The organism is Paenibacillus turpanensis, from assembly GCF_011421635.1.
Taxonomy (GTDB): domain Bacteria; phylum Bacillota; class Bacilli; order Paenibacillales; family YIM-B00363; genus Paenibacillus_AK; species Paenibacillus_AK turpanensis.
In genome coordinates this window covers 189,574-215,967 of the sequence record NZ_WTLI01000007.1, presented here as the reverse complement: position 1 = coordinate 215,967, position 26,394 = coordinate 189,574, and the positions used below count along the sequence as shown (strand labels likewise).

The window sequence follows — 26,394 nt, the reverse complement described above, 5'->3', positions numbered from 1 at the left end:
AGCTCATGCTCCGTGTCTCCCTTCGGCGGCCCGCTCCTCGTCCACCCAAACCACCGCGCTGCGCTGCCCCGCGTCCAGCTCCACCGTCTCGGCGCTGTGCCGCGAAAACCTCGCGCCGTCAAGCCGCGCCCCCGTGAAGCGCGTCCCACGCAGCCGCGCCCCGCGAAAATCCGCACCGCGCAGATCCGCGCTGCTTAGATCGGCGCCTTCCAAATCGGCGCCCGCAAAGCTCACCTCATCGAAGCCCGGCTCCTGCCAGCCTTCGACCTCGGGCAGCCCATGCGCTCCCTGCACGCCGCCTAAATTCGCGCCGCGCAGCACGCAGCCGGAAAAATCCGCGCCATGCAGCAGGCTGACGCGCAGGTCCGCCTGCGACAAGTCGCAGCGTCCCCAGCGGGTGCTGATCATGAACGACGGCGCAAACCGGGCGCCGCGCAGCGTACAGCCCTCAAACCGCACATAGTTCAGGTCAAGCCCCGAACCATCAATGCCGGAAAGGTCTAGCCCATGGAACACCTCGTAGTTGTAGGCGCCCGCTTCCTTTTCCTCCAGCCACTCCTTGACCTGCTTCGGCTTTCTCGGTCTGCGGTCTTCCTTCCAAACCAGCTCGCTCATATCCAAATACTCGCCGACCCGAACCTCGAGCGTCTCGTCCTGCACGAGCGCGGCGAACTCCGGCTGCCTCCAGGCGATTCCCATCGCCCGGCGAACGAGCTGGACCACGTACTTGTGGAACTTGTCCACTTCCTTCATCATGAGGCGCTCCAGATCCACCTCGGTCACCGCCCCGCGGTATTCCCGCAAATCGGCACGGAGCTCCTCCTTCAGTCGGTGCCAAAAGCGGAACGCCCACGAAGCGTCATATTCCGTCCGCAAAGCCGTCCGATCCAAAAACCAGCGGCTGTCCGATGCTTCCAGCAGGTACACGTCGCGCTCCTCCAAAAGCTCGGTGCGCAGCAAAGAAAACGTCAGGTTGGCGATTGGCTCCTTTTCGCCCGCCTGCTGCTTTTCCCGAGTCATCCGGCTGATCCGCTCAACCGCTTCAACGACACCATAGACAAGGGAGCCTTTACGCGATTGGTAATACGCCTCCAAATCCAGCAGCGCTTTCGCCGTCCGCTGGGCCAGCTCCGTCTTGCGAAACTGCTCCACCGCATTTTCCTTCATCAACATATCCCCGCTCACCCCGTCTGCCGCGATTAGTTCGTCTTCGTTTCCTGACCGGAAAGGATCGTGCTGCCGTCCATTTTCAGGTTACTTTCCTTACAGCTCATCGAAATTTCTTCCTTGGCGCTGATCACGATTTTCTTTTCCGAGTTCATCGTGATATCTTCCTTCGAAATGAGCTTGATTTCCTTTTTGCTGAAAATTTCAATGCCGTCGCTGTCGTTCAGCCGAATGAACACCTCGCCGTCCTTGCCCGTAATGACAATTTCGCTCGGCGACATCATAAGCTCTTTGCCGGAGGCCGTACGGAAATATTTAATGTCCGGGTTGCCCAGCTTGTTCGTTTCGCCTTCCTCCGAGTCCTGGCGGACGGAGCTGATCGCAATGCCCTCTTCCTCTTTCCTGCCGGGAAAATACAACCGCACAACGTCGCCGATTTCCGGCATACAGTACCAGCCGCTGTTGCCCTCGGCGGTATATACCGAGGAGTACGGGAACCAGCAGGCCTCCTGCTTGCTTTGGCTTTTGTCGATATCCAAATGGATCTGCACCTGATCCCTTGAAACGGCAATGACTCTGCCCGAGACCGAAGCGCCGATCAGCTTTTCGTTGTAGAGCCTGCGGGACACCAAGCCTTTTTTCGAGCAAAAACGGTATCTATGCTTAAGCAGGCCGTCGGCCATCTCCGTATACGCCTCGCGGACAAACAAGCTTCTGCCCTTGAAGGTGATGCGGCTGCCCAGCTCCAACGCCTGATAAGTCTCGACCTCGTAGTCGATAAAATCGTTCTCGTCCACGTCGTACCCGCCGTTTTGCGCGGCGATGCGGTAGTCCGCGATCCGTTTGCTTGCGCGGTAGTGGAAGTTTTCCAGCTGCCCCCGGTCGTCCCCTTCGGACACGCCGACCGTCAGCTTTGCCGTTCCCTGCGAGGCGGAAGGCAGGAGACCCGCTTGGTACCGCGAAGCCATCCGCATTAAAAACTGCCAGTCCGTCTCCTGATATTGAATCGTAAACCCGCCGATAGACGCTCCGCCGGATGCCAGATCGACTCCATCCGAGCCGCCGTACGCCGACATCACCTGCTGCAGCAGGGCCGAAAACGCCATGCCTTTGTTTTGGAAGGAGCGGCTGTGCAGCTTAAGATCCATATCATAGGTCGGGGAAACCGCCTCGACCTCGAGGTAATAAATGTCGCGAACGGCCTTCACCTCGATATGCAGCACCTTGCCGTGAAACAGCACCGTCTCGGAGCCGTCCTCCGCGGTTTGGCTGACCTGAATCGAAGTTCCCGCTTCGGTTGCCGCGACATAGCTGTCTTTCTGTTCCTCGGGTACGATTCCCGTCAGGCGCAGCCGCGCATGCTCGTTCACGGCCTGTGTAATCGTCAGCTTTTGCAGATGCGAAAGCTGATACGGGGAAATTTTGATATTGTCGTAGGCGGTTGCCGCTGTACTCATCCCTCATCCTCCTCGCGCGTCTCCATAATTCGCAGCGTCTGCATCATGCCCAAGGCCAGCTGCTCCCACTTCTGGCGATCCTTCGCCAAGCAGTTGAACGTGCAGAGCAGCGCCCGGTCCTCAAGCGATATGAAAAACATCAGCTGGTACAAATCCGAATCGAGCACCGGAAGCGTGCAGGCGCAGTACCCGACCTCCCGCCCGCCGACAGGAATGACGCCCTGGCCGAGCCAGCGCGCCCCCTGCTGCGTTCGCTTCAGCATTTGCACGATCAGCTCCGTAAATTGGCCCATCTCCTCGTCATTCAACAGGGACGCGGAATGGGTGAACGCCAGATTGACGGAGGTGCTGTCATCCGTGTAAATCAAATTCGGCCTGCGCTCGGAGGCGTACTTGATCTTGGCGACCTCCGGAGGCATGATGTGGAACAGCTTCGGCATGCGAATCCGCACCCTGTCCTCAAGGATCAGCCGATCCTCTAACGGAACAAGCTCGCTGCCGACCTGTACAAAAGGCTGCTGTACCAGCTCCAGCCCCTGCTGCATCGGAGTTTTCTTCTCCTCCTCCGTTGCTTCGGCCGTATCGCCGGCCGCCGCCGCTGCCGCACCTTCTTCCTCCTCCGCTTCACGGATCATTGCGATGATTTTTTCGTCCATGTGCTTGTTCATGCCTCGCCTCCCCTTTCTTCGTTCGATTCCTTCCGCATCCAGCTATTAGTCCACGATCATGCGCTGCGGGCCGCCTGCGCGGAAATCCCCGCGCGGACCGCCGCGTCCCTCTTGAATGAGCTGCAAAATCCGCAGCAGCGCGCGGTACAGCTCGAAATTCGAGAGCTCCCGATATTCGCGCCCCAAGCGGCGCGCCGCGTAATGCAGCAGCAGCTCCCGCTGCGCCATGCCCTGATTCATCACGAGCATCGCAAACGCGAGATCGTCGCCGTCGGCGCCCCTGCTCTTCATCACCGACGAAGCAAAGCTTTCGGTGATGACCGGATGCAGCGTGCTGCGGCCCAGTCCCGCGTACGTCGCGTGAACATAATGCAGCGTGTTGTACTCCGTCGCCAAATCCTCGAAGTCGCGGTACGCCGTGCGCAGCCTCGCGCCTTCCTTCAGCTTGAACCGCGCCAGCTCCAGCTCGCCGTCCCGCAGCTCCGTATGCTCGTCCAGCACGAGGCTGGCCTGGCATCGCATAAAATCGCCCTCCAGCGCGCCGCTCTCCAGCCGCGCCTTCAGTACCTGCTCCCGGCCTGTCGCCTTATAGAGAACAGCGGTGTCCTCCGCCATGATGAGCAGGCGGCCGTTCAGCTTCAGCAGCCCTTTGCCGACGAACAGGCACTGCTCCGTCGCTTCTACCCGCGCTCCGGCAACAATCCCGTCCGCATAATCGGCATAGATCAGCTCCAGCCGATCGCGCGGATAATCCCGGACGCTGCTGAGCATATCGGCTTTCAGAATGCGCCCCTTTTCAAATACCGCCTTATGATCTGTAAACACCCGCTGTCCCCCTTTTTGCCTCCGTCATGCCCTGCTTATTTCAACCCGTCGAAGAAATCCAGCTCCGACAAATCCGTTTCAAAGGCGTAAAACCGCCGGTTCCCCATGTACAGCTGCTCGTTCTTCCGCGAGATCGGAACGACATGAAAGCCCCAATTGTTTTCACCGGCAAATACAAAAAACTTTACTTCGCCGTTGACGATGGAGTCCGTATCTTCCTGCGGAATTTTTTCACCGTATTGGTTGTAAATGTCCTGATACAGCACCCGCGTATAATTTCGCTCCTCGTTGCGGTAGTTGTAGGTATGCCGCACCTTGCCGTCGCTGCCGCGCAGCATAAACTCCACCTCGGCCACGCCGGTCGGCCGGGAAATCGTGCCGTAAATCCGGTTCAAGCGCTCGTAGCTGCTGATCAGCAGCACCTCATCGCGGGTATGCGTATACGCGCTGACGGAATACGGCACCGCCGGATCGTGGTTCGTAATATCGGCCACGATGTAGCCCATCTTCTGGGCGCTTAAATACCGGATGACTCCGCGCAAGCAGGCCAGCTTCAAATCCGGCACCTTGCCGTCCTCTTCCGACTTCTGCTTAAATTCGATGCTGCGCCCCGGCACAAACTCCTTCAGCGCTTCGCGGAACACATCGATCCGGCACGACTGTCCGGTCAGCTTAATGATCGAGTACTCCTGCAGCTTGCCCTGCTGGTAGAACTCGTCCAAAAATTTGCGCACCGTTTCGTAAATATCCGCCTTAATCAGGTGGTTGATCTCCTTGATGTTGAACACGACCTCCGGCAGCTCGTAAACGGCCTGGAAACGTCCGCCTTCGAGCAAGGATAAGCACCAGCGGTCGATTGCGGTAATTTTCAAGTCATTTTCACGGCTTTTCTCGCTCTCGGAGTGGAACCGGTTGCGGAGAATACCTGTTTTGCGGAAAAATTCCTTCTTCATGTTCTCGGCGATTTCCCAGAGGAAGTAGAAATTGCTCTTTACCCGCTGGTACTCGTCGCGCGTGCGGTTTTCGTATTCCGAGAAGCGCGTCGGCACGACCGCCTCGGCCTCGCGATAGCGGGCCTCGAACTGCTCGTACACCGCGTGCACGCCGTACTCATCCACATGGCGGAAAATATCGTTGCCCGGAATGTCGATCAGGCTGTCGATATCGATGACCGCCCCTTTATTGCGGTAATATTCGGCAAACACAATTTTCATAAACTGCATGATTCGATAGGTGATGTTGTTGCCGCCGAAGTTCGTGTCGCCATTTTCATAGGTGGTTTGAATGTCGACCTTATACGAAATGCTGCCGTTCTCAATGCGGAATCGGCAGGAGGATAAGTCAGTCGTGCCGCCGCCGCAGTCGATAACGAGCGCCTTGTATTCCCTTCCGTCTGTGAAGCTGTTCTTCTCGATCTGCTCGGCAATCGTGTTGTACAGCACCGCCATGCCTTCATCCAGCGCGTTCTGCGCCTCGATATGGTACTCGGGCAGAATCGCCGTCAGCACCTCGAGCGTCTGCGTTTTCAGCTTGACCGGGCTTGAAATATGCAGCGCCTTAAACCGGCACTTGAACTGCTGCTCCGCCGTGCGGATCACATGCAGCAGGTACGCGCGCAGCACATCGCCGCGCTGTACGACCGCGCTGTTGCCTTGGCCGTCGGTCAGCTCCTCCACCTTGGTGTGGCTGTTCACCCAGCGCTTGATCGCGTGGCATACGGTGGCGGTGGTGCTGTAGCCGTTTTTCTTCATGTAATTCATCGCTTCAAAGCCGAAGGCGTAACGGATCTGCTTGGAGTCCGAGCAGTCGGTCACACTGACCACCGTCGGCAGCAGCTCGATCCAGTCCTTCGTTTTATGCGTCGTATCGGGGAATTTCACGTAGTTGATCTGGTTCAAGCGAATCCGGCCGTTCAGCACGCCGTTCGTGCACACCTGCTCCACGTAGCGGCTGTCCAAATAGGCGCCCGCCGTCGTGTTGGAGGTGCCGAAGTCGATGGCCAGCACCGTCTGCGTTTCCTCCAGCTCGCGAATTTCCAAATCGTGAATCGGCACCTTGTAAAAATGCAGGTTCACAGGAGGCAAGGGCTTATCCTGCGTGTACGCCTTGTAGAGATACTCCGAGTCCTGCTTGCGGAAAAATAGGAAGCTGTACTGCTTATTCGCGGTTTTGCGCAGCTCGATCTCGCTCTCCGTCGTCAGATAAAAAACGCCACGCTGCTTCTCGTCCTTCACGAGATGGAGAATGGCGCACACCTCGAGGTTCCCGTTAACGATCAGCACGTTCGACTCGCCCAGCGCCGGCGCTTCCACGCGGTACTGGTCCATCTGGTCTACCCGCAGTCCTTGATACAGGATGATTTTGGCCGGCACCTGAATGCTGCCGTCGTCGCTCAGCTGGGTCCGCAAATATTTGCCCAGCACCGCCTCGATCCGCTCCAGACCGCCCTGCTTATATTCGTGAATAAGCAGGCTCTCCTCCGCGCTGCGGAATTTCAGGATCGTACGGATCAGCTCCTCGCGATCCATCGTATGCGTCAGGCTTTCGACCAGCTTCTCCTTGTAGCAGATGTTGCGAAGCTGAAACGTCGTCATCTCGTTCAGCTCGTCGCGCGTATACAGCGTCTGGCTTCGTGCTTCCTGCTCGCGGCGCACATTTCCGTAAATTTTGTATGAGTAACTCATGCCTCTGCCTCCTTGCTGCTTTCCCGCTTGTCCTTGCTCACTTTTACAATTTGCCGATTGCCGCTATTGCTGCGCTTGGCCCGGTCCGGCAGCTGCAAAACCGCCGCCCCCTGCACCTGCGCTCGTTACCCCCGTTTAATACAGTGCCGTTTCTCCGATGATCATCGTCTGCTCCGCACCGATCACCCCGACGTATTCCCTCCAGAACACATCCGCCCCATACCCGATGGGCAAAAACAGCTCCTTCAATAGCCCCACCTTAACCCGGTCCCGTTCGTTCTCCCGCTTGTCGATGTGCACAAGCAGCTCGTTCCAATCATCCGATTTCAACGAAACGATCGATTCCGGATACAGCTTGGCGATCGTGTCCTTAAACCAGTACACCGCTTCCCCGGTCTCGTACAGGTTCAGCAGGTTGGCTGCGACGGTTTCCTGCTCCCTGCGGCCGAACAGCGCCCATCGCTCGCGAACCCGCTCGCCCCAAAGCCCCTGCTCCAGCTCCGCCATCGCAAAGCGGATATGAAACTCACGTTTATTCATCCCGCTGCGCAGATCGAATTCAGCCATGTAATGAACGAGGATGTCAAAAATCGTTTCGCGAAGCTCCATGTCTTCCTCGTAATTCACATCCAGCAGTTCTCCGAAAAGCTCATCAAAGCGGTAATGCGGATTGATCTCCACGATCCGCTCGACATAAGTCGAATTCAGCAGCCCGCTGCTCAGCTCCATATACGGGGAAAATGACTTCGCAACGACAAACTGCAGCTCATGCTTCGGAATGCCGGACTGCTCCGCCCGGATAATCAGGTCCCAGATGTAATTCACAGGCATTCCCCTATACAGTGATATTCCGGCAAAACCCGCTGCACTTCCGACACGAGGAAGCTCAGCACATCGTCACGAAATAGCCCTTCCTCTCCCCCGGAAAAAGAAAGCTTCAGCACCGGACGGCGATGCTCCGGCCGCAGCGTGTCGACCATAAACGGGTTCATCGCATACGTGGCCGGCTCTCTCAGCCATGCGGCAGAGCCTGCTCCTGTCGGGTCCAGCTCGACCCGCTCCAGCTGAAAGCCGGCGGATGCCTCGTAGGAATGGACAATCCGCGCGATTTCCGCCTTCGAGCGGATGATGGCCGCCTGCTTGTCCGCAAAACGGCTCGTAAACGCGTCCCGCCGCTTGTTCGTATACACACGCTTCGTCTGCCACTCGGTGAGGGCCGTATCGGCGGTCGTCCCCGCCGAAGCAGGCTGCGTGAGCTTCCAAATGCTCCAAACTCCGGCCTTCTCCCTCGGAGCGACAACTGTCATTTCGCCGGGCTCCCGCTTCGTGTAGCGGATTTCTTCCTCCGCGTTCACGAGGTAGCCGTGGGCATCGCCCGTCTTGCGCAGCGAAATGACATGCTCGTAGTTGACCTTATCCGCCGCCGCGATGGGGAAGCCGATCGATTTCAGCTCGAGCTTCTCCACGTTCCAAAGCGGAATCAGCTCCGGCCGTTTGAAGCGGTCGTATTCCTGCAGATCGGTGGCGATCCGAACGAGTCTCGCTTCCGGCCCCGGCAGCGGTTCGCACTCTACCAGCACCACATCAAAAAACTTCCGCGCAAACGGCATATTCACCGTCCGCCACGGCGCTGCATTCGCTTGGAAAAGGCGGTACAGCCGCTCGATTTCCTCAAGGTACGCCGTGCACGGCCGAAGGCGAAACGTGAAGGCCGCCGGGCCTTCCGTCGTTTCCAGCCGGCCCTGAAAGATGCGGCCGCCGGTCTGCTCGGCGAGAGTGCGGAGCTGGCGCTGGCCGCATTCCATGTACAGCGTCTGCAGCACGATGCCGCCTGCCGCGCCAAGCGCATTCGCCGCTGGGACCGCATCACGTCCATGGGCGTTAGCGGACGGCGCTTGCCCCGCGGCTAACCCGGCGAGGGTGCTGCCCCCGCCGCCCCATGCAACCGCGGATTCGCGGTCAGCCGCGTACGCTTCCTCCAGCCTCGCGCGCAGCTCCTCGAGCTCCATGGCGTGCTCCGCCGCATCCGCCGGACGCATCGGATACAGGTAGTCATGCACCGGGTCCAGCTCGTCTCTCACGCATAACGCCGTGTGAATGTCGTACCAGTGCTCCTGCGTCTCCAGCTCGCCGAACACCCGGCGCTCCAGCTGCTCGTTCGCGGCCTCCTGATGCTCCGTAAGATGGAGGAACAGACCGGTCATGATCTGCTTCAACAGCTTGCGCTGCTCCAAATCCTGCATTTTATTGAGCCGATCCAGTACGATCTCTTTCATCGCTTCCCCCTCCTACTGCTGCTGTGGTTTAGACGCAGCCGGCTCCGCAGTCCGGCCTACCCGGCCTGACCGGCGGCCGCAGGGACCGCATGGCCCTCCGGCGCGCCTTCTGCCGGAGGCGGCACCTTCTTCAAGTCGAGCTGCTCCTGCGCTTCGATCATTTTATATTGGACGCTGAGCACCTTGTCGGTCAGGCCGGCTTCCTTGTACATGTTCTGCGCGATGGTGTACGTCGCAATCGCCTTGGCGAATTCCTGCGCCTCAAGCTGCTTGTCGCCCTGCTTCTCGGTTTCCTCGCCCTTCGCCTGCTGCTCGCCGACCTTCACTTGCACAAGCTCCTTGTCCACAGCCGCGATTTTCGCCGAGATTTGCTGCCCGCCCTGCTCAAAAGCAGCCATCGTCGCCTGCTTCTGCGCTTCCTCGTAAAGCTGGCGGGCGCCGGCATAATCCTTGGCCTCGAATTTGACGTCGCCCTGCTTCATCACCCCGAGGATGACCAAATAGGTTTGCGCCTTCTTGATGGACTCCTCAACGCCGCTCATATTGAACGACTTGTAGGGCTTGGCCTCCTCCAGCGACTTCTGGTAACGCTCTACGGCCTTTTCATACTCGCCTTCTTTGAAAAACTTGTCCCCGGCCACCACCAGGTCGGCTACATTTTGCTTATCGGAAATCAGCTTCGTCTGCACCTTGTTCTTCAAGCGGTTCGAAGCTATGCGCGCCTCGCTGTATTCCTTCAGAGCGCTTCCGTAGTCGCCTTCCTCCATCTCCTTATCGCCGTTCTGCTCATGCTCGATCATCGCGGCAACGGTTTCGGCCTTAACCTCGGCGCTCTTGATTTTGTAATAAACCGCTCCCCCGCCAAACAGCAGCATCGGAATCAGAATCATGGCTGCCGTGCGCACCCATTTCTTGATGTCGCGCTTCTTCGGCTCCACCTTGTAAATCTTATTGGCGAAAATCGCCACGCCGGTGTAATTATTCACCGTTTTCCGCTGCTTGCTGAGCAGGATCTCTTCCAGCATATCGATGAGCTGCTCCGGCTCATCCGCCTCCTCGCGGGCGTCCAGCAGCTCCACCGGATGCACGCCCTCCCATAGGCCGTGCGTGCACAGCAGCATCGTGTCGCCGTCCTGCAGCTTCACCTTGCCGGACACCTGCGGGCGAAACGCTCCCGGCTTCCCCATATAGTGAAGCAGGTTGCCGCGTTCGGCGTGCCGATCGACATCCTGCTGCTGAAGCTTGCCTATATCCGCGAGGCGCTGCGCCAAGCTCTGATCCTTGCTGGCGAGCGCAATTTTGCCGCCGCGCAGCATGTAAAGCCGGGCATGCCCGACCGACGCCCACACCATCTGGTTGTAGTCGGTCACCACCATCACAAGGCTGCATTTCAGCCGCACCTTCCGGCTTTCCGCCTGCAGCCGCTTATGCGCCTTGCGCAGGTAGGACTTCAGCTTACGACGGGACAGCGTCGGCTGCTCCGTGAAACGGGAGAGCACGCTCTCCACCGCCAGCCGCGCGCTGTCGGCATCCGGGGCCGCGTCCAAGCCGTCGGCCAGCACCCAGCACGCCAGATCGTCCATCTCGGCGTAGGCGAAATAATCTTTGTTATCCAGGAACGTCCCCGCTTCGGAGAGAAAGCTCGTTTTAAATTCACTGTTGTCTTTTCTCATGGCATTGAACCGCTCCTTCGTACCCTTTACCGGCCTTTACCAACCTTTATCCAAAATGATAATTGTTGCATTATCCTGATTCGGCCGGGACTTCAGCTCGACCGCCTCAATGATCGCTTCCGCCGCCTTCTGCGGGGAACGATTCCGCTTGAAGATGTCCTCCAGCTCCACCTCGCTCAGCGCATGGTATACGCCGTCGCTGCAAAGGATGACCCGGTCCTTCGGCTCCAGGCGAAACGGCTCATCGCCGATTTCGATGCCCTTAAAGCCCTCGTGGCCCATAAAATTGACCAGCCGGTTTTTCAGCGGATTGTGAACCGCCTCTTCCTTCGTGATCTCGCCGGAGAGCACCCGCTCTTCCAATACCGAGCCGAACGTGTGCTTCTTGTTGATCGGAATAAACGTATTGCCGCGCAGCACAGTCAGAATGCTGTCGCCTACCGAGCCCCAGTACAGCAGGCCGTCGCGGATGACCGCTGCGATCAGCGTCGTGCCGCCCTTTGCGCCGTTCAGACGGCGCAAAATCTCCGTGTTCCCGCTGCGCGCCGCGCGGTGCAGGTACGCCCCGATCTCCTGACCTTCGCCCAGCTCCTGGAAGGTCTGGACGAAGGTCGTCACCGCCACAGTGCTGGCCAGCCGGCCGTTGGACATCCCGCTGATGCCGTCGCCCAGCACGGCCAAGGTGGTTCCGCTCCTATGCGCGGTGGCAAAATAATCGTCCTGCTCCTCCCGGCGGCCGATCGTCTGACCGTTGCCGATGCGGATGCGCGGACGGTTCAATTGAATTTGTAAGCGGTGCCGCACAAAAAGCAGCACTCCAAACAGCACCGCAAGTCCTGCTACAATTCCGTACGGAAGTCCCTCTTGGAGCCAATCCATAGCTTCCTCAACACCTTACGCCCTATGATTTTCCCATTCAAAATGCACGCCGCATAACGGGATAAAAATAAATTTACTGCGTCCCAGCTGAATGACGTCGTACGGCGTCAGCTCCACCGGGGAGTAGACCGCCTCGTTGTTGTGGTATGCAAGCCCCGACGCATCGCCCGGCAGCAGAAAGAAATTGCGTTTCTTCGGGTCGTATACAATGACGGCATGATTTCTTCTCGATATCGCGTTGTCGCCGACGATCTGGATATGCATATCCTCCGCGCGGCCGATAAAATTTTTCTCTGCGCTGATCCGGTAATCCTGACCGAGCTGCGGGCCTTCAATGCACACCAGCCAGCCTGTTACCGGCTCGATGCCCTCCGGCTCCTCCAAATACGGCAGCGTCCTCTCGTCCGCCAGCTCCAGTGCAGCCGCCTGCTGCCTTCTGGCTGCGGCTCCCGCTCCGAATCCCGCGCCGGCGCCCGCTTCCGGTTCGACCGACATAAAGCAATAGGGGCATGTGCTGCCATGCTTTCTTGTGCTGAACATATGACCGTTTGCGCATCTTGACAAACTCATCTGCTGATTCCCCTTTTCTATAACACGAGAATTCTGGTGTTGGCGATAAAGATCACGTCACCGATATCAAGCTGCTGCGGTACTTCCACTTCCAGCTTGCGCTTGCTTTCCTGTCTTGCCTTCTTCATCCCGACTCCGTTGCGGGATTGAATGTCCTCGATGTACCAAACGCCTTCCACGAGGTTCATGACCGCATGCTGCTTGCTGATTAGCGAAGCATACTCCGCGTCTGACAGGTCGATATCCACCTCTCCCGACACACCGCCGCCCTTGCCGATCAGCAGAGAGGTTTTGCCCTGCAGGTCCCACTCGCGCACGATTTCCCCTTCCTCGTCGAGCAATGCGAGACGGGACAATGCCGACTCCTTCACCTTCGTCCCCGCCAGCCTCGGCCAAAGACGCACCGTTCCATAAACGATAGCGAACGCCCCTGCGGCAATACCGAATCCGATTTTCAGCTCGGTGCTAGGGTTATAGCCATATACATAAAAAATCGCTCCCAATACGATCAAAACAAGTACTGCATCTACTGCCTTTATCCAATAAAAACCCGCCGCTGCCTTCATCCTCATCCTCCTGATCTGTACCTGTTCCAATCAGGCTACACGGATTATTTCTTTCTGACGCCAAAATACGATTCAAACCAGGCCGAGGTCGGAATGCCTCCATCCTTCGAGGCCCCGCTGCCCTTCGTGTCGGTTTTTTTCATGGTTTTCGGATCAAAGCCGAAAAACCGCTCAAAGGATTGGCCGAGATTTTCCATGCTGAACTCCTGAGCTGCGGCGGTTTGCCTTGCGGCTCCGGCCTGCTGCCCCGACTGAGCTCCCGCTTGTGTCCGGCCTGGCCCTCCCGCTCCATTGCGAAGCGATGCGTCGTAGGCTTTGCGGGACTCTTCACTCGACAAGGTTTCGTAGGCTCGCGTCAGCTCTTGAAACTTTTCCTTGGCCGCAACGCTTCCTCCGTTTACATCGGGATGATGCTGCTTGGCCAAACGCCGGTAAGCTTTTTTGATGGCCTCCTGCGAGGCGTCACTCGGTACACCCAAGATTTCATAGCATGTTTTCATTCCAAAGCCCATCCTGTCTATTTGCGCATAAATTTTGCATAAATATTTTACAAAACCCAAAATCAACCAATAGGGTTTAGAACGTGCAATAAGGGGTCGGAAAACCCCTTATTACACCCGCAAAAATGAATAACGAATCGATTAAACCGCGTAGCCGCCTTCAATTTTCGTGAATTCGGTCTTGTCTTTCTTTTGCTTGATGTAGAGGCTGAATGTGCCAACGCCTTCGGTGTCACCGAAGTTTTCGGTGTAGTCCACCACGAATGCGTTCGGGAAGAATACTTTGCGGATCACTTGATCAGCAGCGATTACTTCCAGTGTTACTTTGCGGTAGCAATCCGCTTTTTCTGCGGAAACGAGCGACCACAGCGCAAGCTTCATTGTGTCGTCTGCGCTATCACCGTCCGTAGCAGTGATGATTTTGCCTGTAAGACGCAGAGTCGCGCCTACATCGGTCGATCTCGCATTGGAGTCATCCGGAGTGTCCGTGTCGAATTGCACGGTTTTGATGTTGTCCATGCCGAGCTCAATTGTTTCAGAACCTTCAACTTTAAGTCTGAAGCCCATGTGTAATTACCTCCCAAAAATGGTTAAATGATTCCGAAAGCGTTGCCTTCGGTTTATGTATAAAAGCGGACTGCGGGAATCCGCCTTTATAACCAGAATTTGCGCGGCGCACAACCCGCGGAATTCCGGATTCGGCTGTGCGCCGGGCGGAGAAGCGGATTACGCCGCTCGGATTACACCTTCACAGCGGAGGTCGATTTGCTGATCGTAACCTCGAGGTTCTTCACATTGCCGTTGAAAATGAGGTCGATCTGGCACAAATTCGTCTCTTCGTCGATGATGTAGTTGATGTCGTCGCCGTTCTGGATAATCGAGTTAACAAACCCTTTGGAATCCAGCCAGCGGCTCTTTTGACTGCTCGGGTTGTTGCTGAAAAATTTGACGATGTTATCATGCTTGAAGTCGCCGGTATGGAAGCGCAGCATCCGTTCGATGTAGGTGCTGACCAGCGTTTTGTATATGGAATCATAGCCGTCGTCGGTAACGGACATGCTTCTCGCCTTGTATACGGTAATGCGATTGATCTTCGTGCCTTGGTACTGCGCATTCTCGGAAGAGAACACGAAGCCGAAGTTGCTGCGGTTAATTGCGTCTTTAATCGTGTTCGTAAAGCCGGAAATTTCCTTGGCCATCGTCGTCACGACACGCAGGTTGTGATCGCCGGCTTCGACATCGAAGCGGACACCCGGGTATTCCTTCTTCGCTTTCTTGAAAATCTCACGCAGATATTCCGGGCATTGGTAAGAAGCGACCAAGCCTGCGGCTACGTAAGAAGCCCCGATGTATACGCCCTCGATCCACAGCTTCATCACATCTTCCTTGGCGTCGGAAAGCTTTACGCCCTCCTCGGTTTTCAGCATCTTGCTGTCCAGTATGACGCCTGACTTGTCCTTCGGAATGACGGTGAAGTTCGGCAGACATGGAATCGCAAATTCGCTGAAATCCTTGCGCGCCAGCACCTCGCACTTGTCCATGAAACGGTCGATGCCGGTGGTGGACAAGCTGTTGAAGGTGGTCAGCTCATTCGTCTCAAAGTTAAAGAACAGCTGCACACGGTAAGGCTTTACAGCCTGCAGCAGCATCGTCAGCGCTTCGATGTGCTGGCCGTCCTTCGCAACGACGGTGTCGTTGCCCTTAAAGCGCTCCCTACGCACCTTCACCTGCGAAACGTTGTGCTCCATTTGGATCGACGGCACGATGCCGAACCATACGGTATCGGTGAAGTCGTTCTTGGAGTTGACCGTGTTCAGGTACATTTCCAGGCGCGGGATGTTGTTGCTCTTCACCATCATGTCGAGCTTCGTGTTCGTGATCAGCAGCGTCGGCTGCATGCCTCTGCTCTTCGTCGCATATTGGTCGAAGAACATTTTGACCCCGAGAATCTTTTCCACAAGCGGCTTTACCGTCTTTACAAAATCGTCCTTCGCCGTCTTATAGAATTCTAAATACTTGTTGTAGTTTTGAACCTCTTGCTCGACGTTGACCTCCGTTTGCACCGCAGGCAGCGGGCAGAAGGTGCGGACCACGAGATCCTTCACATACGGCGTCGGGTTTTCGGTGATCGCTTGATAATCGTCTTCAAACACCGCCACGATGCCGGTATGGTTCTCTTCGTTCACGACTGCAAGCTGCATCGCTTCCGTTTTTGGAGCTTCGATGATTTTCAGCTCACCGCCGTCCCCGATGGTCAGCATGCCGATTTTCAGCGAATCCGCCTTCGATTCCCCTTGGGCCTCGCCCAGCAGCAGCCGCGTTTTGATGTCGTCGATGGCCAGCGGCAGCATTGCCATGACGTTGTTGTAGTTTTTGCTCGCTTCCTCAAATTTCGCATTCAGCTTGTCGCCGATGTCGAATTTGCGCGGATCGCCGTCCTCCAGCTTTTCATACTCGGTGTAGTAGTAATGGATTTCCTTGCGCACCTGGCGAATGTCGTCCATGACCTTCTTCGGCGAGATCATATCGAGCAGATTTTCAAACTTGAAGTCGACGTTTGGAATGCCTTGGCTGCGCTTGGTGTCGATTAGCGTAAACAGCATTTTTAGAAAATCGTTGTTTTGGTCGAGACGGATTTCCGACACGCAGTCGTCCGGAATGCCTTCCGGCTTGCGCAGCGTGTACATCACCTTCTGCGTCGACGCGTTGTAGAACGAGTACACCGTCGGCGTAAACTTGTCCAAAAATTCGTCGAAGTTTTTCACCAGCAGATGCTGATTTACTTCTTTAATCTTTTCGTCGCTTAAGCTGTCGACTCCGATCACTTCGCCGACAATGGTGAGCAGGTCCAGCTTTTCCGGGTTGATTTCTTCGAACAGCATGGTCCGGTTCGTTTGTTGGATCACTTCCATCTATGAGCACATCCCCTCTGCAAATGTCATTCACCTGCAAATATAAGACTTACGTAACAAATTTTTCTTGTAGCTGATGACGAGAATAGATTATTCCAATCTAGTATTTTTTGTCAATAAATGATATAAATAGTCTTTTGGTCCCGAAAATGAGAATATTAGATTACAAAACACCCACCTAAGTTCCCAAATTCATGTAAAATGTAATCGGTTTCCTTACATGTTTCTGGTGTAAACCCTATGTTTTCGACACCATTCTTTGTTTTTCAACTTCGCATTTTCGTACTAAGCGACTACCCAGAAAATGGAACCCAAGCACGAAAAAAGCAAACCCGCCTTTTCAGGGATGGATTTGCTTTGGGTGGAACATTTTATTCTTTTTTAGGAGACGCTGCTGCGAGGCTCCGCTTTCGTTTCTGGTGCCGGCGCTCCAGCTCCACGGCCGCCTGCAGCAGTGCCAATCGGCGCAGCCGCCGCGCGGGCTCAACCGCCAGCCCCCGCATGACCGCGGCACTCAGCCAGCGGCTCATCTCCGGGCACCGGCTTCTTACGGGCACGAGCCCGTCTTCAATGAGCCGCTGCGAAACATCAAGCGGCGCTTCCCCCGCAAAGTAGGAATATAGAATCGCAGCAAGGCTGTAAATGTCCGTCCACGGCCCCAAGACGGAGGTCTTGGAATGCAGCTCCAGCGCGGAAAAGCCCGGCGTTGTCATGATCCGGTGCTCTGCCGCTGTTCGGTAGAAGTGCGCCGAGCCGAAATCGATCAGTACGGGTCTGCCGTCCCTGCCGATAATCACATTGCCGGGCTTTAAGTCCCCGTGAATATAGCCCTTCTGATGAATAAACTGAATCGTCTCGAGCAGCTCCGGCATCAACCGTTCCATAAATTCAGGAGATTCCCGCCACTTTGCCAAGGCCATCAGCTTCTTCAGTGTCCGTCCCCGGCAGTAGGCTGTGACTAGATACCCGGTGCCATTCTCCGAGAAATGATCCCGGTACGGGACAATATTCGGGTGCCGCAGCAGCCGCAGCAGCCGTCCTTCCCGGAAAAAGTCGGCCAGCCAGTCCCGGTATTTGATTCGATCGGATGGCCTGCGAACCGCTACCGTGCAGGAATCCAGGTCACGCAGCACAAGCGCGCCGGGGTAAAATTCCTTGACGGCAATCCTCTCGCGAGTCACCTCATCACGCCCGAGATACACGATCGACACATCGCTTAAGGCGACCGTACGCGTGATCACGTAACGCTGTTTGAGTATGGTCCCTTTCGGCAAGGCTTGATCGATCTCGTGCGGCATCGCGGCGGCTCCCCCTTTTTACGCCTCATTTTATCACAAGGGCTTCTTTTCCAGGTAGCTTTTTGAAGGAAGCAGATTTGAATCCGCTTTCAGGATAGGATGATAGGCCCGGCCACCGGATAGGTCTTACGCCCATATCGCTTCGCCAGCTCGAATCACCACAGCTCGATTCCGTGAATAAATTCACTATTCGACTCGGAGCGGATCGGATGTTTAGTCCTAAAGACACAACATCCATATAGTACTCTGGTTGTGTTTTTGTATAAAAATTTCCATTTCAGGACTCACAAGGTGCTGATCGTCTTTTTACCCCTGCCATTGACATGTACAAAACGAATATTTTATAATCCTACCCATACACGAACCGGCATCGACCAAAGACATGATTTCCTTCACGGGCTGCCCAGAGAGAGAAGCGATTGCTGAAAGCTTCTTCGGCTACGGATTGAAATTACCCCTTTGCAGCCGTGAACTTGAACCTGCTGATTCGTATGCAGCGGAAGTAAAGCTCACCGATTCATCCCCGTTACCGGATGCTCAATGAGGGTCTGGTCTTTTTTTGCTTGCGGCGGTGCCGCTCGGGAAAAGTCAGGCCAAATGAGGGTGGAACCACGAGCTGAACGCACTCGTCCCTTGGTGGATGAGAGGCGTTTTTTTGCGTTCAATATTTTTTAGAGCGGAGGGTTCCCCCATGGTAAAGCAAATTCAAATTACACTGCCTGACGGAATGAAAAAAGAGGTTCCGCTGAACACGACGATCGGGGATATTGCTCAATCGATCAGCCCCAGTCTAAGGAAAAATGCCGTGGCCGGCAAAGTCGACGGGGTGCTTGTCGATCTGGACCGCCCCGTCTCGCAGGACAGCGCGATCGAGATTGTGACGCTTGATTCCAAGGATGGCTTGGAGGTGTATCGTCACAGCACCGCTCACCTGATGGCCCAGGCGATTCGCCGCATTTATGGAGCGAAGTCGGTAAGGCTGGGGATCGGGCCGGTCATCGAGGATGGCTTTTATTACGATATCGATCTGGAGCAATCGTTGTCCACAGAGGACCTTGCGCGGATCGAAAAGGAAATGGAACGCATCGTGCAGGAAAATTTGCCGATCGTTCGCCGGGTCGTCAGCCGCGAGGAAGCGATCGCGATGTTTGAAGAGCTGGAGGATTCGCTCAAGCTGGAGCTGATTCGCGATTTGCCGGAGAATGCCGTCATTTCGTTATACGAGCAGGGCGAGTTCGTCGATCTGTGCCGCGGGCCGCATCTGCCGTCTACAGGGCGAATCAAGGCATTCAAGCTGATGAGCGTGGCCGGAGCGTACTGGCGCGGCGATTCCAGCAATGCAATGCTGCAGCGGATTTACGGCACCGCCTTCCCGAAGAAAGCGCAGCTCGACGAGCATCTGCAGCTGCTGGAGGAAGCGAAGAAGCGCGACCACCGCAAGCTCGGCAAGGAGCTGGGGCTGTTCATGTTTTCCGAGGAAGCGCCGGGCATGCCGTTTTATCTTCCGAAGGGCATGACCATCCGCAACGAGCTGGAGAGCTTTGCCCGTGAGCTGCAGCGCCAGCGGGAATACGACGAGGTGCGTACGCCGCTGATGATGAACAATCGGCTGTGGGAGCAGTCCGGTCACTGGGATCATTACAAGGACAATATGTATTTTACCAAGGTGGACGACACGACCTTTGCACTGAAGCCGATGAACTGCCCGGGGCATATGCTCGTGTTCAAAAACAGCCTGCATTCCTACCGCGAGCTGCCGATCCGCATCGCCGAATTCGGACAGGTGCACCGTCATGAATATTCCGGCGCATTGAACGGGATGATGCGGGTTCGTACTTTTTGCCAGGATGATGCGCATTTGTTCGTCCGCCCGGATCAGATTCAAGAGGAAATCAGCCGGGTCATGGACCTGATCGCCCATATTTACGAGGTGTTCGGCTTTGAATATCGTATCGAGCTGTCGACGCGGCCGGACGATTCCATGGGCTCGGAGGAGCTGTGGAACCAAGCCGAGGCATCCTTGAAGGCGGTGCTGGACGCACGGGGCGTGCCTTATCGTGTCAATGAAGGCGATGGAGCGTTCTACGGGCCGAAAATCGACTTCCACATTCTCGACGCCTTGAAGCGCAGCTGGCAGTGCGGGACGATTCAGCTTGATTTCCAGATGCCGGAGAAATTCGATCTCTCCTACATCGGCGAGGATGGTCAAAAGCATCGTCCGGTCGTCATCCACCGCGCCGTGTATGGCTCGATCGACCGGTTTATCGGCATCTTAACGGAGCATTATGCCGGTGCGTTCCCGCTGTGGGTTGCCCCGGTGCAGGTGAAGCTGCTTCCGGTATCCGATGTGTTTATTGAGGATGCTCTGCAGATAAAAAAGCAGCTGGAGGACGCGGGAATTCGCGTGGAAGCGGATGTACGGAGCGAAAAGCTCGGGTACAAAATCCGTGAAGCGCAGCTGGAGAAGGTCCCTTATCTGTTTGTGCTTGGAGAAAACGAGCGCAGCAGCGGCACCGTGTCCGTGCGTAAGCGCGGCGAAGGCGAGCTTGGCGCGAAGGGCCTGGCGGATATGATTTCTGCGATTCGCGAGGACATTCGCTTGAAGAGGTAGAAACTTAAACCCAGAGACGACGAAGGGGAGCAGAGCACCGGGATAGTCCTTTTGGAAGACTTCCGGGCGCCGCTTCCCCCGTTTCTACTTATTATAGAAGAAACCCGGTTTACAGCTCCTCATGCTCATTCCTATGCTCAAGCTGAAGCCAGCCCTGTACCAGCTGATCCGTACCGTCTTTCTTGCTTTGTTCTGCGAGGTAGTTTACATCAACCCGATTTCTATGCGTCAAAAACAGCCGTTCCGCCCACTCCCCGTCCCTTGACGACTGCCAATGTACGAACGCACGGAGACGATCGAGGATAATATCTTCAATTCCTATAACATAAACATACTGGCTGTTTTCTAGCAGAATCTTCGTCACCTTTTCATAATTCCCCGCAAGCAAGTTATCCGGAATTTCCATCGCAAGCTCGAGCTCCCGATGAAACCAGTCCTTCCCAAGCTTTTGAAAGCCCAAAGAATCCAAATACCTTGCTGCAACGCTCCTACCATTAAGGATAAAATCCACATCACTCGTCGTATATTCACTTCTCGTATATATCTCAACTGAGAATCCGCCAACGATGACAGGTCTAATCTGTTCCTGCTCCAATAATGAAGTCAGTATCGCAGAAAAATGCAGCATTCTTTGAAACTTCGGCTTCCCTTTCAATGCTCGAAGCTGTATGCGGGCCTCTTCAATCGAGAGCATAAAAAATTTCCCTCTCACTCAAATACTTGATTTTTCCCGACTGCACCGCTTGCTCCCATTTTCGACGGCAAATTTCATGAAGAATTTGCACTTCATCCTCGCTGCGGCTTCTTCGTATATAGGTCGGGCCTTGTTTTCTTGCCAAAATCGCTGCGGTAACCTCGGGGCGTACCTTTTCTATTTCTTCATTTAATGTGGAAAGAGAAACTTCATTCATGTACAACCCTCCCCGTTCGTAATCGTTCCTTTTTGCTTTCTTATCATTATAACAAAGTCGCAAGACACAAATACACCATCCACGCCCATTCCTCGCCGAAATCCTAGAAGCTCCTCCTTGATCTTGGAAAACGTGTTCCCAACAGGGAAACTTTTTTCAGCAATCTTTTAGTTTGTCCTCAGTTCAGCTTCAAGCAGCGGCTTTATGATAAGGCGGTAGGTAAAACATTCCACGACATAAACCACGAAGGGTGGATGAAATAATGGTTCAAAGCGTTCGAACTAAACTGGAGGATTGGCTGGAGCGTCCGGTCCGCATCATTGCAGCCTATGCTGCCGTGGTACCTATGTACGCGCTGCTTCCGAGCATGGAGCTTGAGCGCTTCCTCCATAATTTACTCTTTCTGCTAACTGGAATTTTAGAGGGAGTTAGCTTTTGGAAGCAGCGCAGCCTCCTTTTATTCCCTTTATCCTTAAGCGTGACGCTGCTTGAATTTTGGCACAAGGATGCAGCCCTTCACCACGAATGGCAGATGATCGCCATTCAGCTTCTCGTCCACTTTACGACGGCGCTGCTGGCCAAAGGACTTGTATTGTATTTTATGCAGGCCGGCAGAAACGGAGCGGACATGATCATCGCGCTCAGCAAATCGCTGGATTCCCGCGATCCGTATACCGCCTTCCATTCCGGCAGCGTTGCCGCTTATGCCGTGCAACTCGCATCCGCAATGAAGCTTCCGCAGCGGAGCATCGACGCCATTTATATTGGCGGCCTTCTGCACGATATCGGAAAAATTGGTGTCCCCGAGTCGGTGCTGACCAAGCCCTCGAAGCTGAGCGAGTACGAATACCAAGCCATCCAGCAGCATCCGATGCTGGGCTACGAAATTTTGAAGCACATTCCGAAATTCCGCCGTAACGGCGTGCTTGAAATGGTGCTCCATCATCATGAGCGTTACGACGGAAAAGGCTATCCTTACGGTTTAAAAGGCGAACAAATTCCGCTTCATGCCCGCATCATTGCCGTCGCCGACGCTTATGACGCGATGATGTCCAAGCGAATATACCGAAGCTGCGAACCCGGCCACGATTTCGCGCTTAACGAAATTCGTAAATGCCGTGGAAGCCAATTCGATCCGCAAATTGCTGATGTTTTTATCCACATGCTGGAGCAGGGCCAAATCCACCGGCCTTCTCCTTTGACCCAAATCGAGAGCCTCGCCTCCTAGACGGCAGTAATTATCGGTCACACCTTTCGTTTTAACGAAGCAGCACAACATCCAGCTACACTCACAGGAGGTTTTATCGAATGAAGCTCACGATCGGAAAGAAATTAGGCCTTGGATTTTTCAGTATGCTTTTGCTTCTCTTGATTATGGGCGGTGTCGTCAATACCAAAATGGTAACGATGGGGGATCATGCAAAAAAAGTGCAGACCAGCTACTTACCGAGCATCGAGCTGCTCGGCGAAATGAAGGCCAGCATCATTGATGTGGAACGGCTCTTGCTGCGCTATCTTTTAGAGCCGAGCTCCAATGAGCAGGCAAAAGCCGCACTGTCGGCGCAAATGAACGCAGAAATCAGCGAGCTTCAGACGGTACAGCAGGAGTACGAAACACTCCTTACATCTAATGATGAAATGCAAAAGCAGCTTGCGCTGCTTGTCGAGCAGGAAGATCAGCTGGGGACGCTGACGACCGCCTTACTCGAGGCCGGTCAGCGCAAAGATTCGGCCGCCATAGAGTCGTTAACGACACAGCTTAAGGAGCCTTTCGACCAAGCGCTTGCCATCATTGAACAAATGATCGAGCGGAACAGCGCTTCTTCCTCGGCAGCACTAACCGACTCCATCACTCTGTTTGAAACGGGCTTGCGGGATGTCAACCTCCTATCGATTACGGCTATTCTTCTCGGAATCATTATCGCCGTCGTCATGACTCGCATGATTTCCAGGCCGATTATCCAGCTGTCCGAGGCGGCACAGCGCATCGCGTCCGGCGATCTGACCGCCGAGCCTCTTCAATTGAAAAGAAAGGACGAAATCCGGGATTTAGCCGAATCGTTTGAAGAAATGGCCTCCAATCTGCGAACTCTCATCCGTGCAGCCGGAACGAAGGCTGAGCAGGTTGCAGCGAGTGCAGAGGAGCTGACGGCAAGCTCCGAGCAAATCCGCTGTGCGACGGAACAAATTGCTGTCACGATGGAGCAGTTGGCAGACGGGTCCGAAGAACAAGTGCGAAGCGTACAGCAAAGCCAAGCGGCTTTTCAAGAAATGGCGGAAGGCATGCAGCACATTGCCGCTAATGCGGAAGACGCAACAACGCTGGCTCATCAAGCTTCGAGCTTAGCGTCGGAAGGCACGCAAACCGTTGAAGCAACCATCCGGCAGATGAATGTGATCCATGAGACGATCAGCCGCCTTTCCTCTTCCATCACAGGGCTCGATCATCGTTCGCAGGATATCGGCCAAATCGTGGAGGTGATCACGGGAATCGCTAGACAAACAAATCTACTTGCATTAAATGCGGCAATTGAAGCCGCACGGGTCGGTGAAAGCGGCAAAGGCTTTGCCGTAGTGGCTCAAGAGGTTCGCAAGCTTGCCGAGCAGTCGGCCAGCTCAGCGGAGCAAATCGGGGAGCTGATTTCCACCATTCAAGCGGAAACGAAGCAGGCTGTACACTGGATGGATGCCGGGTCGGAAGAGGTCGTCGCCGGAATCGAAGCGGTTCATCTTGCAGGAAAAGCGTTTCAAGACATCCAGCAGGCCGTGCTTGAGGTTAAGGAAGAGATTCAGGAGGTTACGGCGGCGGCAGAGCAAATGACCGCAAGCACCGAGCTGGTCGCCCATTCCTTAGACAGCATCTCCGCCATAGCCGACCGAGGCCTGGCAGGCTCGGCGAAGGTTGCCTCCTCCGTCCAAGAGCAGCTGTCCTCGATGGAGGAAATCGCCTCCTTTACGGCGGGCATGGCCGATATGTCGCTTGAGCTGCAGGGAGAAATTCAACGGTTTAAGCTATAGCTGTAACAAATGGAACAAGACCAGATCCAGCAGGACCTCGTCTTGTTCCATTCTTATTTCTGTTCAAAATTTAAATTGAGCGGCTCCGGCGGCAATGGCGCCTTGGTGTCCTTATCGGTCGTCGGCGTTTTCTCATCGACTACCTCGAAGCTGAAATTATCCGCCCACACCCGGCCTTCCCCGCTTAACAAAATCCCAAACGCAATGGCATCACTGTCCTTCGGTATGTCCAGCACGACGGCAAACTGGTTCCAGTCGCAGGTTCCCTGAATCGGCCGATCCTGCATATTATCGAATTTCAGCATATCGCCGTTGCGGTGGTCGACACGCATCCAGACACCTGCCCAGCCCTGGCTCAGCTCCGACTTGACGAATGCCGTCAGCTTTAATCGCTTCCCGGCATACGCCTCCGCAGCAAACATTTGCATTAACGTAACAAACCCTTCTCCCCCATGATTCGTGATAGACTCTAAACGCGCGGCGGCCCTGCCTACATGCACCTCTTTTTCATCTACGGTGACCCGGTACCCTTCTGTATTTTGCCCTGTAATTGTCCAGCCTTCCGGTGCTGTAGTTTTTGGATTCGACATGCTTCTACCTCCCTTATTAAGTAAGGATTTGGAGTACTCACGGTATTGGCGCGGCGTTAAATGAAACATCTTTTTGAAGGCCCGCGTAAAGGCCTCCTGCGACTGAAAGTGATATTTCAGCGCGATGTCCAAAATCCGCTCGTTCGTATGAGCCAGCTCCAATGCCGCTTTCGTCAGCCTTCGGGTACGGACATAATCCGCCAGCGTCGAGCCGACGACGGAGTAAAACACCCGATAAAAATGGTGCTTCGAAAACATCCCGATTTTCGAAACATCCTTCAATAAAATCGTTTGCGTTAGATGCTTCTCGATGTAGTCGAGCGATTGGTTTACCGTGTTGCGGTAAAGCTCATCGTTTGCGCCCATTTCGTATCCCTCCTCCTTATCCAAAATAACACGAAGGCTCCGCTGTTTTTTTGATCTATTTTCTCATGTTTTTTCTATACACGTAAAAAGAACCCCATTGTTTCGAATGGGGTCGCCCTGAATTAGGCAGTTTTACGACGGCTTATCCGCCGCTGCCGACGCTTGAAGCAGCCTGCGCAGCAGCTCAGCCTGCTCCGCACCGATCTTCTCGACAATTTGCTTCTCAACTTCCTCCTTCACACTCCGCATATGCCGGCTAAGCAATCGGGCTTTTTCAGTTAGCTCAATCGGTTTATCGCGGTTGTTCCCCGCTGCATCCGCCATATGAACAAGCTCAGCGGAAAGCAAGCCCTGTACACACTTGTGGACTCCTTGTCTGGAAATGCCGATGATTCTTGCGATCTCCGAGATGGACTGCGGGCCGTGCGTCTCCAAAATCGAGATGACGTGCATTTCCGTCTTATTCACCTCTTCACCGGTGCGCTCCATGACCTGTCTGCGCAGCACCATATGCGTATCGCTAATTAAATCGATAAGATTTTGCCTCCGGCCCCCGCGATCCATTGCACCCTACTCCCCATTTTCCATATCCCATAACATGCCTTTTTTCCATCATACCAAAATCGGTGCAGCGAAAAAACAAATTGTCAACTAGGTTGACAATAGTACAATTTCAATGCTACCATAAGTCCGCAGCACAATATAGAGATAAAGGAGCCGTTTCGGGTGGGAAGAAACAAAAAAGAAGCTTTTGTGTTTACACTCATTATGTGTGCGTTGATGGTATTAGGAATGAGCTTTTACAACATGATTCTCATGCAAGGGTTTACCGGTGCGATCTGGCTCCAGGTCGCCGCAGGCTATGTACCGGGTTTCATTGTCGCGCTGATCTTGGATGTATTTGTCGTGGGGAAAATTGCGAAGGGCCTGACCGGAAAGCTTGTTAAACCCTCCGATCCCCTTGTCAAAAGAATTATGTTCATGTCTGTCTTTATGGTCACAGGTATGGTGTTTTTCATGTCGGCCTTCGGCGCGCTGATGCAATCCGGATTTTCCGCAAGCTTCCTGCCTTCGTATGGGTCGCTTCTCTGGAAAAACTTCATCTGCGCTTTACCGCTGCAGCTCCTGATTGTAGGGCCGATCACGCGAGTTATTTTTATGCGGCTGTACCCGCCTCATGCAGCTCCTCAATTGGGGTCGTAAAAATAGAAGGCTAACTAGTTCCATTTCCCGTTTGCTATGCGGCCCTCCCTTTGGGCCGCCTAATCTGCCTGCGACATCCACTTCGACTCCCCTCCAACCAAACTGGACTCTCACATCCACATTTCAGCAGGGATTTCCTTCCTCTTCATCGAATTATGTGGCAAACGGACTGGAATGATTTTCCGGCCCGAACAATTTGGTCACAGTTGGGATGATACCA

23 protein-coding genes are annotated in these 26,394 nt (G+C 54.8%); 4 read left to right on the top strand and 19 right to left on the bottom strand.

What is annotated here, in order from left to right:
• Window positions 1-3 precede the first annotated feature (3 nt).
• The 15 genes from GQS10_RS08720 to GQS10_RS08650 all read right to left on the bottom strand — a co-directional run bounded on the left by GQS10_RS08720 (window position 4) and on the right by GQS10_RS08650 (window position 17,475).
• Window positions 4-1,173 carry a pentapeptide repeat-containing protein gene (locus GQS10_RS08720; protein ID WP_166241093.1) on the bottom strand — a complete coding sequence of 390 codons (1,170 nt, stop codon included), beginning with the start codon at window positions 1,171-1,173 and terminating at the stop codon, window positions 4-6.
• A 26-nt stretch (window positions 1,174-1,199) separates the two neighbouring features.
• Window positions 1,200-2,624 carry a contractile injection system protein, VgrG/Pvc8 family gene (locus GQS10_RS08715; protein WP_166241091.1) on the bottom strand — a complete coding sequence of 475 codons (1,425 nt, stop codon included), beginning with the start codon at window positions 2,622-2,624 and terminating at the stop codon, window positions 1,200-1,202.
• Complete coding sequence (locus GQS10_RS08710) at window positions 2,621-3,292, bottom strand: hypothetical protein (RefSeq protein WP_166241089.1); 672 nt, start codon at window positions 3,290-3,292, stop codon at window positions 2,621-2,623. Before GQS10_RS08710 ends, GQS10_RS08715 begins: the two co-directional genes overlap by 4 nt.
• A gap of 45 nt (window positions 3,293-3,337) precedes the next feature.
• On the bottom strand, window positions 3,338-4,117 hold the full coding sequence (locus tag GQS10_RS08705) for a DNA and RNA helicase (protein WP_341805032.1): 780 nt from the start codon (window positions 4,115-4,117) through the stop codon (window positions 3,338-3,340).
• 35 nt (window positions 4,118-4,152) lie between these two features.
• On the bottom strand, window positions 4,153-6,801 hold the full coding sequence (locus GQS10_RS08700) for an Hsp70 family protein (protein WP_166241088.1): 2,649 nt from the start codon (window positions 6,799-6,801) through the stop codon (window positions 4,153-4,155).
• 135 nt (window positions 6,802-6,936) lie between these two features.
• Entirely contained in the window at window positions 6,937-7,626 is a 690-nt protein-coding gene (locus tag GQS10_RS08695) for an iron-dependent peroxidase (RefSeq protein ID WP_166241086.1), read from the bottom strand.
• A complete protein-coding gene (locus GQS10_RS08690) occupies window positions 7,623-9,077 on the bottom strand; it encodes a normocyte-binding protein (protein WP_166241084.1) in 1,455 nt (484 codons plus the stop codon). The genes GQS10_RS08695 and GQS10_RS08690 overlap by 4 nt, the downstream gene beginning before the upstream one ends.
• A gap of 56 nt (window positions 9,078-9,133) precedes the next feature.
• The gene (locus GQS10_RS08685; RefSeq protein ID WP_166241082.1) at window positions 9,134-10,750 is read right to left on the bottom strand and encodes a PP2C family protein-serine/threonine phosphatase; all 1,617 of its coding nucleotides are present in this window, start codon (window positions 10,748-10,750) and stop codon (window positions 9,134-9,136) included.
• 36 nt (window positions 10,751-10,786) lie between these two features.
• Complete coding sequence (locus GQS10_RS08680; RefSeq protein ID WP_166241080.1) at window positions 10,787-11,629, bottom strand: PP2C family protein-serine/threonine phosphatase; 843 nt, start codon at window positions 11,627-11,629, stop codon at window positions 10,787-10,789.
• 15 nt (window positions 11,630-11,644) lie between these two features.
• Entirely contained in the window at window positions 11,645-12,199 is a 555-nt protein-coding gene (locus tag GQS10_RS08675; RefSeq protein WP_166241077.1) for an FHA domain-containing protein, read from the bottom strand.
• 17 nt (window positions 12,200-12,216) lie between these two features.
• Window positions 12,217-12,765, bottom strand: coding sequence for an FHA domain-containing protein (locus GQS10_RS08670; RefSeq protein ID WP_243735050.1), 549 nt, complete (start codon window positions 12,763-12,765; stop codon window positions 12,217-12,219).
• Between the two features lie 44 nt (window positions 12,766-12,809).
• Window positions 12,810-13,265, bottom strand: coding sequence for a J domain-containing protein (locus tag GQS10_RS08665; RefSeq protein ID WP_166241073.1), 456 nt, complete (start codon window positions 13,263-13,265; stop codon window positions 12,810-12,812).
• A 141-nt stretch (window positions 13,266-13,406) separates the two neighbouring features.
• On the bottom strand, window positions 13,407-13,832 hold the full coding sequence (locus GQS10_RS08660) for a membrane-associated protease 1 (RefSeq protein ID WP_166241071.1): 426 nt from the start codon (window positions 13,830-13,832) through the stop codon (window positions 13,407-13,409).
• 173 nt (window positions 13,833-14,005) lie between these two features.
• Complete coding sequence (locus GQS10_RS08655) at window positions 14,006-16,177, bottom strand: transcriptional regulator (RefSeq protein WP_166241069.1); 2,172 nt, start codon at window positions 16,175-16,177, stop codon at window positions 14,006-14,008.
• 371 nt (window positions 16,178-16,548) lie between these two features.
• Window positions 16,549-17,475, bottom strand: a complete 927-nt coding sequence (locus GQS10_RS08650; RefSeq protein WP_166241067.1) for a serine/threonine protein kinase — start codon at window positions 17,473-17,475, stop codon at window positions 16,549-16,551.
• Between the two features lie 691 nt (window positions 17,476-18,166).
• Between GQS10_RS08650 and thrS the strand changes: the two genes are divergently transcribed.
• Window positions 18,167-20,086 carry a threonine--tRNA ligase gene (gene thrS, locus GQS10_RS08645; RefSeq protein WP_166241065.1) on the top strand — a complete coding sequence of 640 codons (1,920 nt, stop codon included), beginning with the start codon at window positions 18,167-18,169 and terminating at the stop codon, window positions 20,084-20,086.
• Between the two features lie 109 nt (window positions 20,087-20,195).
• On the opposite strand, the gene GQS10_RS08640 is transcribed toward thrS, so the two are convergent.
• Entirely contained in the window at window positions 20,196-20,780 is a 585-nt protein-coding gene (locus tag GQS10_RS08640; RefSeq protein WP_166241063.1) for a nucleotidyltransferase, read from the bottom strand.
• Window positions 20,767-20,997, bottom strand: a complete 231-nt coding sequence (locus tag GQS10_RS08635) for a hypothetical protein (protein ID WP_166241061.1) — start codon at window positions 20,995-20,997, stop codon at window positions 20,767-20,769. Before GQS10_RS08635 ends, GQS10_RS08640 begins: the two co-directional genes overlap by 14 nt.
• A 262-nt stretch (window positions 20,998-21,259) precedes the next feature.
• Between GQS10_RS08635 and GQS10_RS08630 the strand changes: the two genes are divergently transcribed.
• Window positions 21,260-22,225, top strand: coding sequence for an HD-GYP domain-containing protein (locus tag GQS10_RS08630; protein WP_166241059.1), 966 nt, complete (start codon window positions 21,260-21,262; stop codon window positions 22,223-22,225).
• A gap of 80 nt (window positions 22,226-22,305) precedes the next feature.
• Complete coding sequence (locus tag GQS10_RS08625) at window positions 22,306-24,015, top strand: methyl-accepting chemotaxis protein (RefSeq protein WP_166241057.1); 1,710 nt, start codon at window positions 22,306-22,308, stop codon at window positions 24,013-24,015.
• A 53-nt stretch (window positions 24,016-24,068) separates the two neighbouring features.
• On the opposite strand, the gene GQS10_RS08620 is transcribed toward GQS10_RS08625, so the two are convergent.
• Both GQS10_RS08620 and GQS10_RS08615 read right to left on the bottom strand, forming a co-directional pair.
• On the bottom strand, window positions 24,069-24,971 hold the full coding sequence (locus GQS10_RS08620; RefSeq protein ID WP_166241055.1) for a helix-turn-helix domain-containing protein: 903 nt from the start codon (window positions 24,969-24,971) through the stop codon (window positions 24,069-24,071).
• A gap of 132 nt (window positions 24,972-25,103) precedes the next feature.
• The gene (locus GQS10_RS08615; RefSeq protein ID WP_166241053.1) at window positions 25,104-25,535 is read right to left on the bottom strand and encodes a MarR family winged helix-turn-helix transcriptional regulator; all 432 of its coding nucleotides are present in this window, start codon (window positions 25,533-25,535) and stop codon (window positions 25,104-25,106) included.
• A 162-nt stretch (window positions 25,536-25,697) separates the two neighbouring features.
• On the opposite strand from GQS10_RS08615, the gene GQS10_RS08610 reads away from it, so the two are divergent.
• Entirely contained in the window at window positions 25,698-26,174 is a 477-nt protein-coding gene (locus GQS10_RS08610; RefSeq protein ID WP_166241051.1) for a DUF2798 domain-containing protein, read from the top strand.
• Window positions 26,175-26,394: the final 220 nt, after the last annotated feature.

Coding starts and splice junctions, on each gene's coding strand:
- GQS10_RS08720 (WP_166241093.1), bottom strand. CDS start 1,173: ATGTTGATGAAGGAAAATGCGGTGGAGCAGTTTCGCAAGACGGAGCTG.
- GQS10_RS08715 (WP_166241091.1), bottom strand. CDS start 2,624: ATGAGTACAGCGGCAACCGCCTACGACAATATCAAAATTTCCCCGTAT.
- GQS10_RS08710 (WP_166241089.1), bottom strand. CDS start 3,292: ATGAACAAGCACATGGACGAAAAAATCATCGCAATGATCCGTGAAGCG.
- GQS10_RS08700 (WP_166241088.1), bottom strand. CDS start 6,801: ATGAGTTACTCATACAAAATTTACGGAAATGTGCGCCGCGAGCAGGAA.
- GQS10_RS08690 (WP_166241084.1), bottom strand. CDS start 9,077: ATGAAAGAGATCGTACTGGATCGGCTCAATAAAATGCAGGATTTGGAG.
- GQS10_RS08685 (WP_166241082.1), bottom strand. CDS start 10,750: ATGAGAAAAGACAACAGTGAATTTAAAACGAGCTTTCTCTCCGAAGCG.
- GQS10_RS08680 (WP_166241080.1), bottom strand. CDS start 11,629: ATGGATTGGCTCCAAGAGGGACTTCCGTACGGAATTGTAGCAGGACTT.
- GQS10_RS08675 (WP_166241077.1), bottom strand. CDS start 12,199: ATGAGTTTGTCAAGATGCGCAAACGGTCATATGTTCAGCACAAGAAAG.
- GQS10_RS08670 (WP_243735050.1), bottom strand. CDS start 12,765: ATGAAGGCAGCGGCGGGTTTTTATTGGATAAAGGCAGTAGATGCAGTA.
- GQS10_RS08665 (WP_166241073.1), bottom strand. CDS start 13,265: ATGAAAACATGCTATGAAATCTTGGGTGTACCGAGTGACGCCTCGCAG.
- GQS10_RS08660 (WP_166241071.1), bottom strand. CDS start 13,832: ATGGGCTTCAGACTTAAAGTTGAAGGTTCTGAAACAATTGAGCTCGGC.
- GQS10_RS08655 (WP_166241069.1), bottom strand. CDS start 16,177: ATGGAAGTGATCCAACAAACGAACCGGACCATGCTGTTCGAAGAAATC.
- GQS10_RS08650 (WP_166241067.1), bottom strand. CDS start 17,475: ATGCCGCACGAGATCGATCAAGCCTTGCCGAAAGGGACCATACTCAAA.
- thrS (WP_166241065.1), top strand. CDS start 18,167: ATGGTAAAGCAAATTCAAATTACACTGCCTGACGGAATGAAAAAAGAG.
- GQS10_RS08640 (WP_166241063.1), bottom strand. CDS start 20,780: ATGCTCTCGATTGAAGAGGCCCGCATACAGCTTCGAGCATTGAAAGGG.
- GQS10_RS08635 (WP_166241061.1), bottom strand. CDS start 20,997: ATGAATGAAGTTTCTCTTTCCACATTAAATGAAGAAATAGAAAAGGTA.
- GQS10_RS08630 (WP_166241059.1), top strand. CDS start 21,260: ATGGTTCAAAGCGTTCGAACTAAACTGGAGGATTGGCTGGAGCGTCCG.
- GQS10_RS08625 (WP_166241057.1), top strand. CDS start 22,306: ATGAAGCTCACGATCGGAAAGAAATTAGGCCTTGGATTTTTCAGTATG.
- GQS10_RS08620 (WP_166241055.1), bottom strand. CDS start 24,971: ATGGGCGCAAACGATGAGCTTTACCGCAACACGGTAAACCAATCGCTC.
- GQS10_RS08615 (WP_166241053.1), bottom strand. CDS start 25,535: ATGGATCGCGGGGGCCGGAGGCAAAATCTTATCGATTTAATTAGCGAT.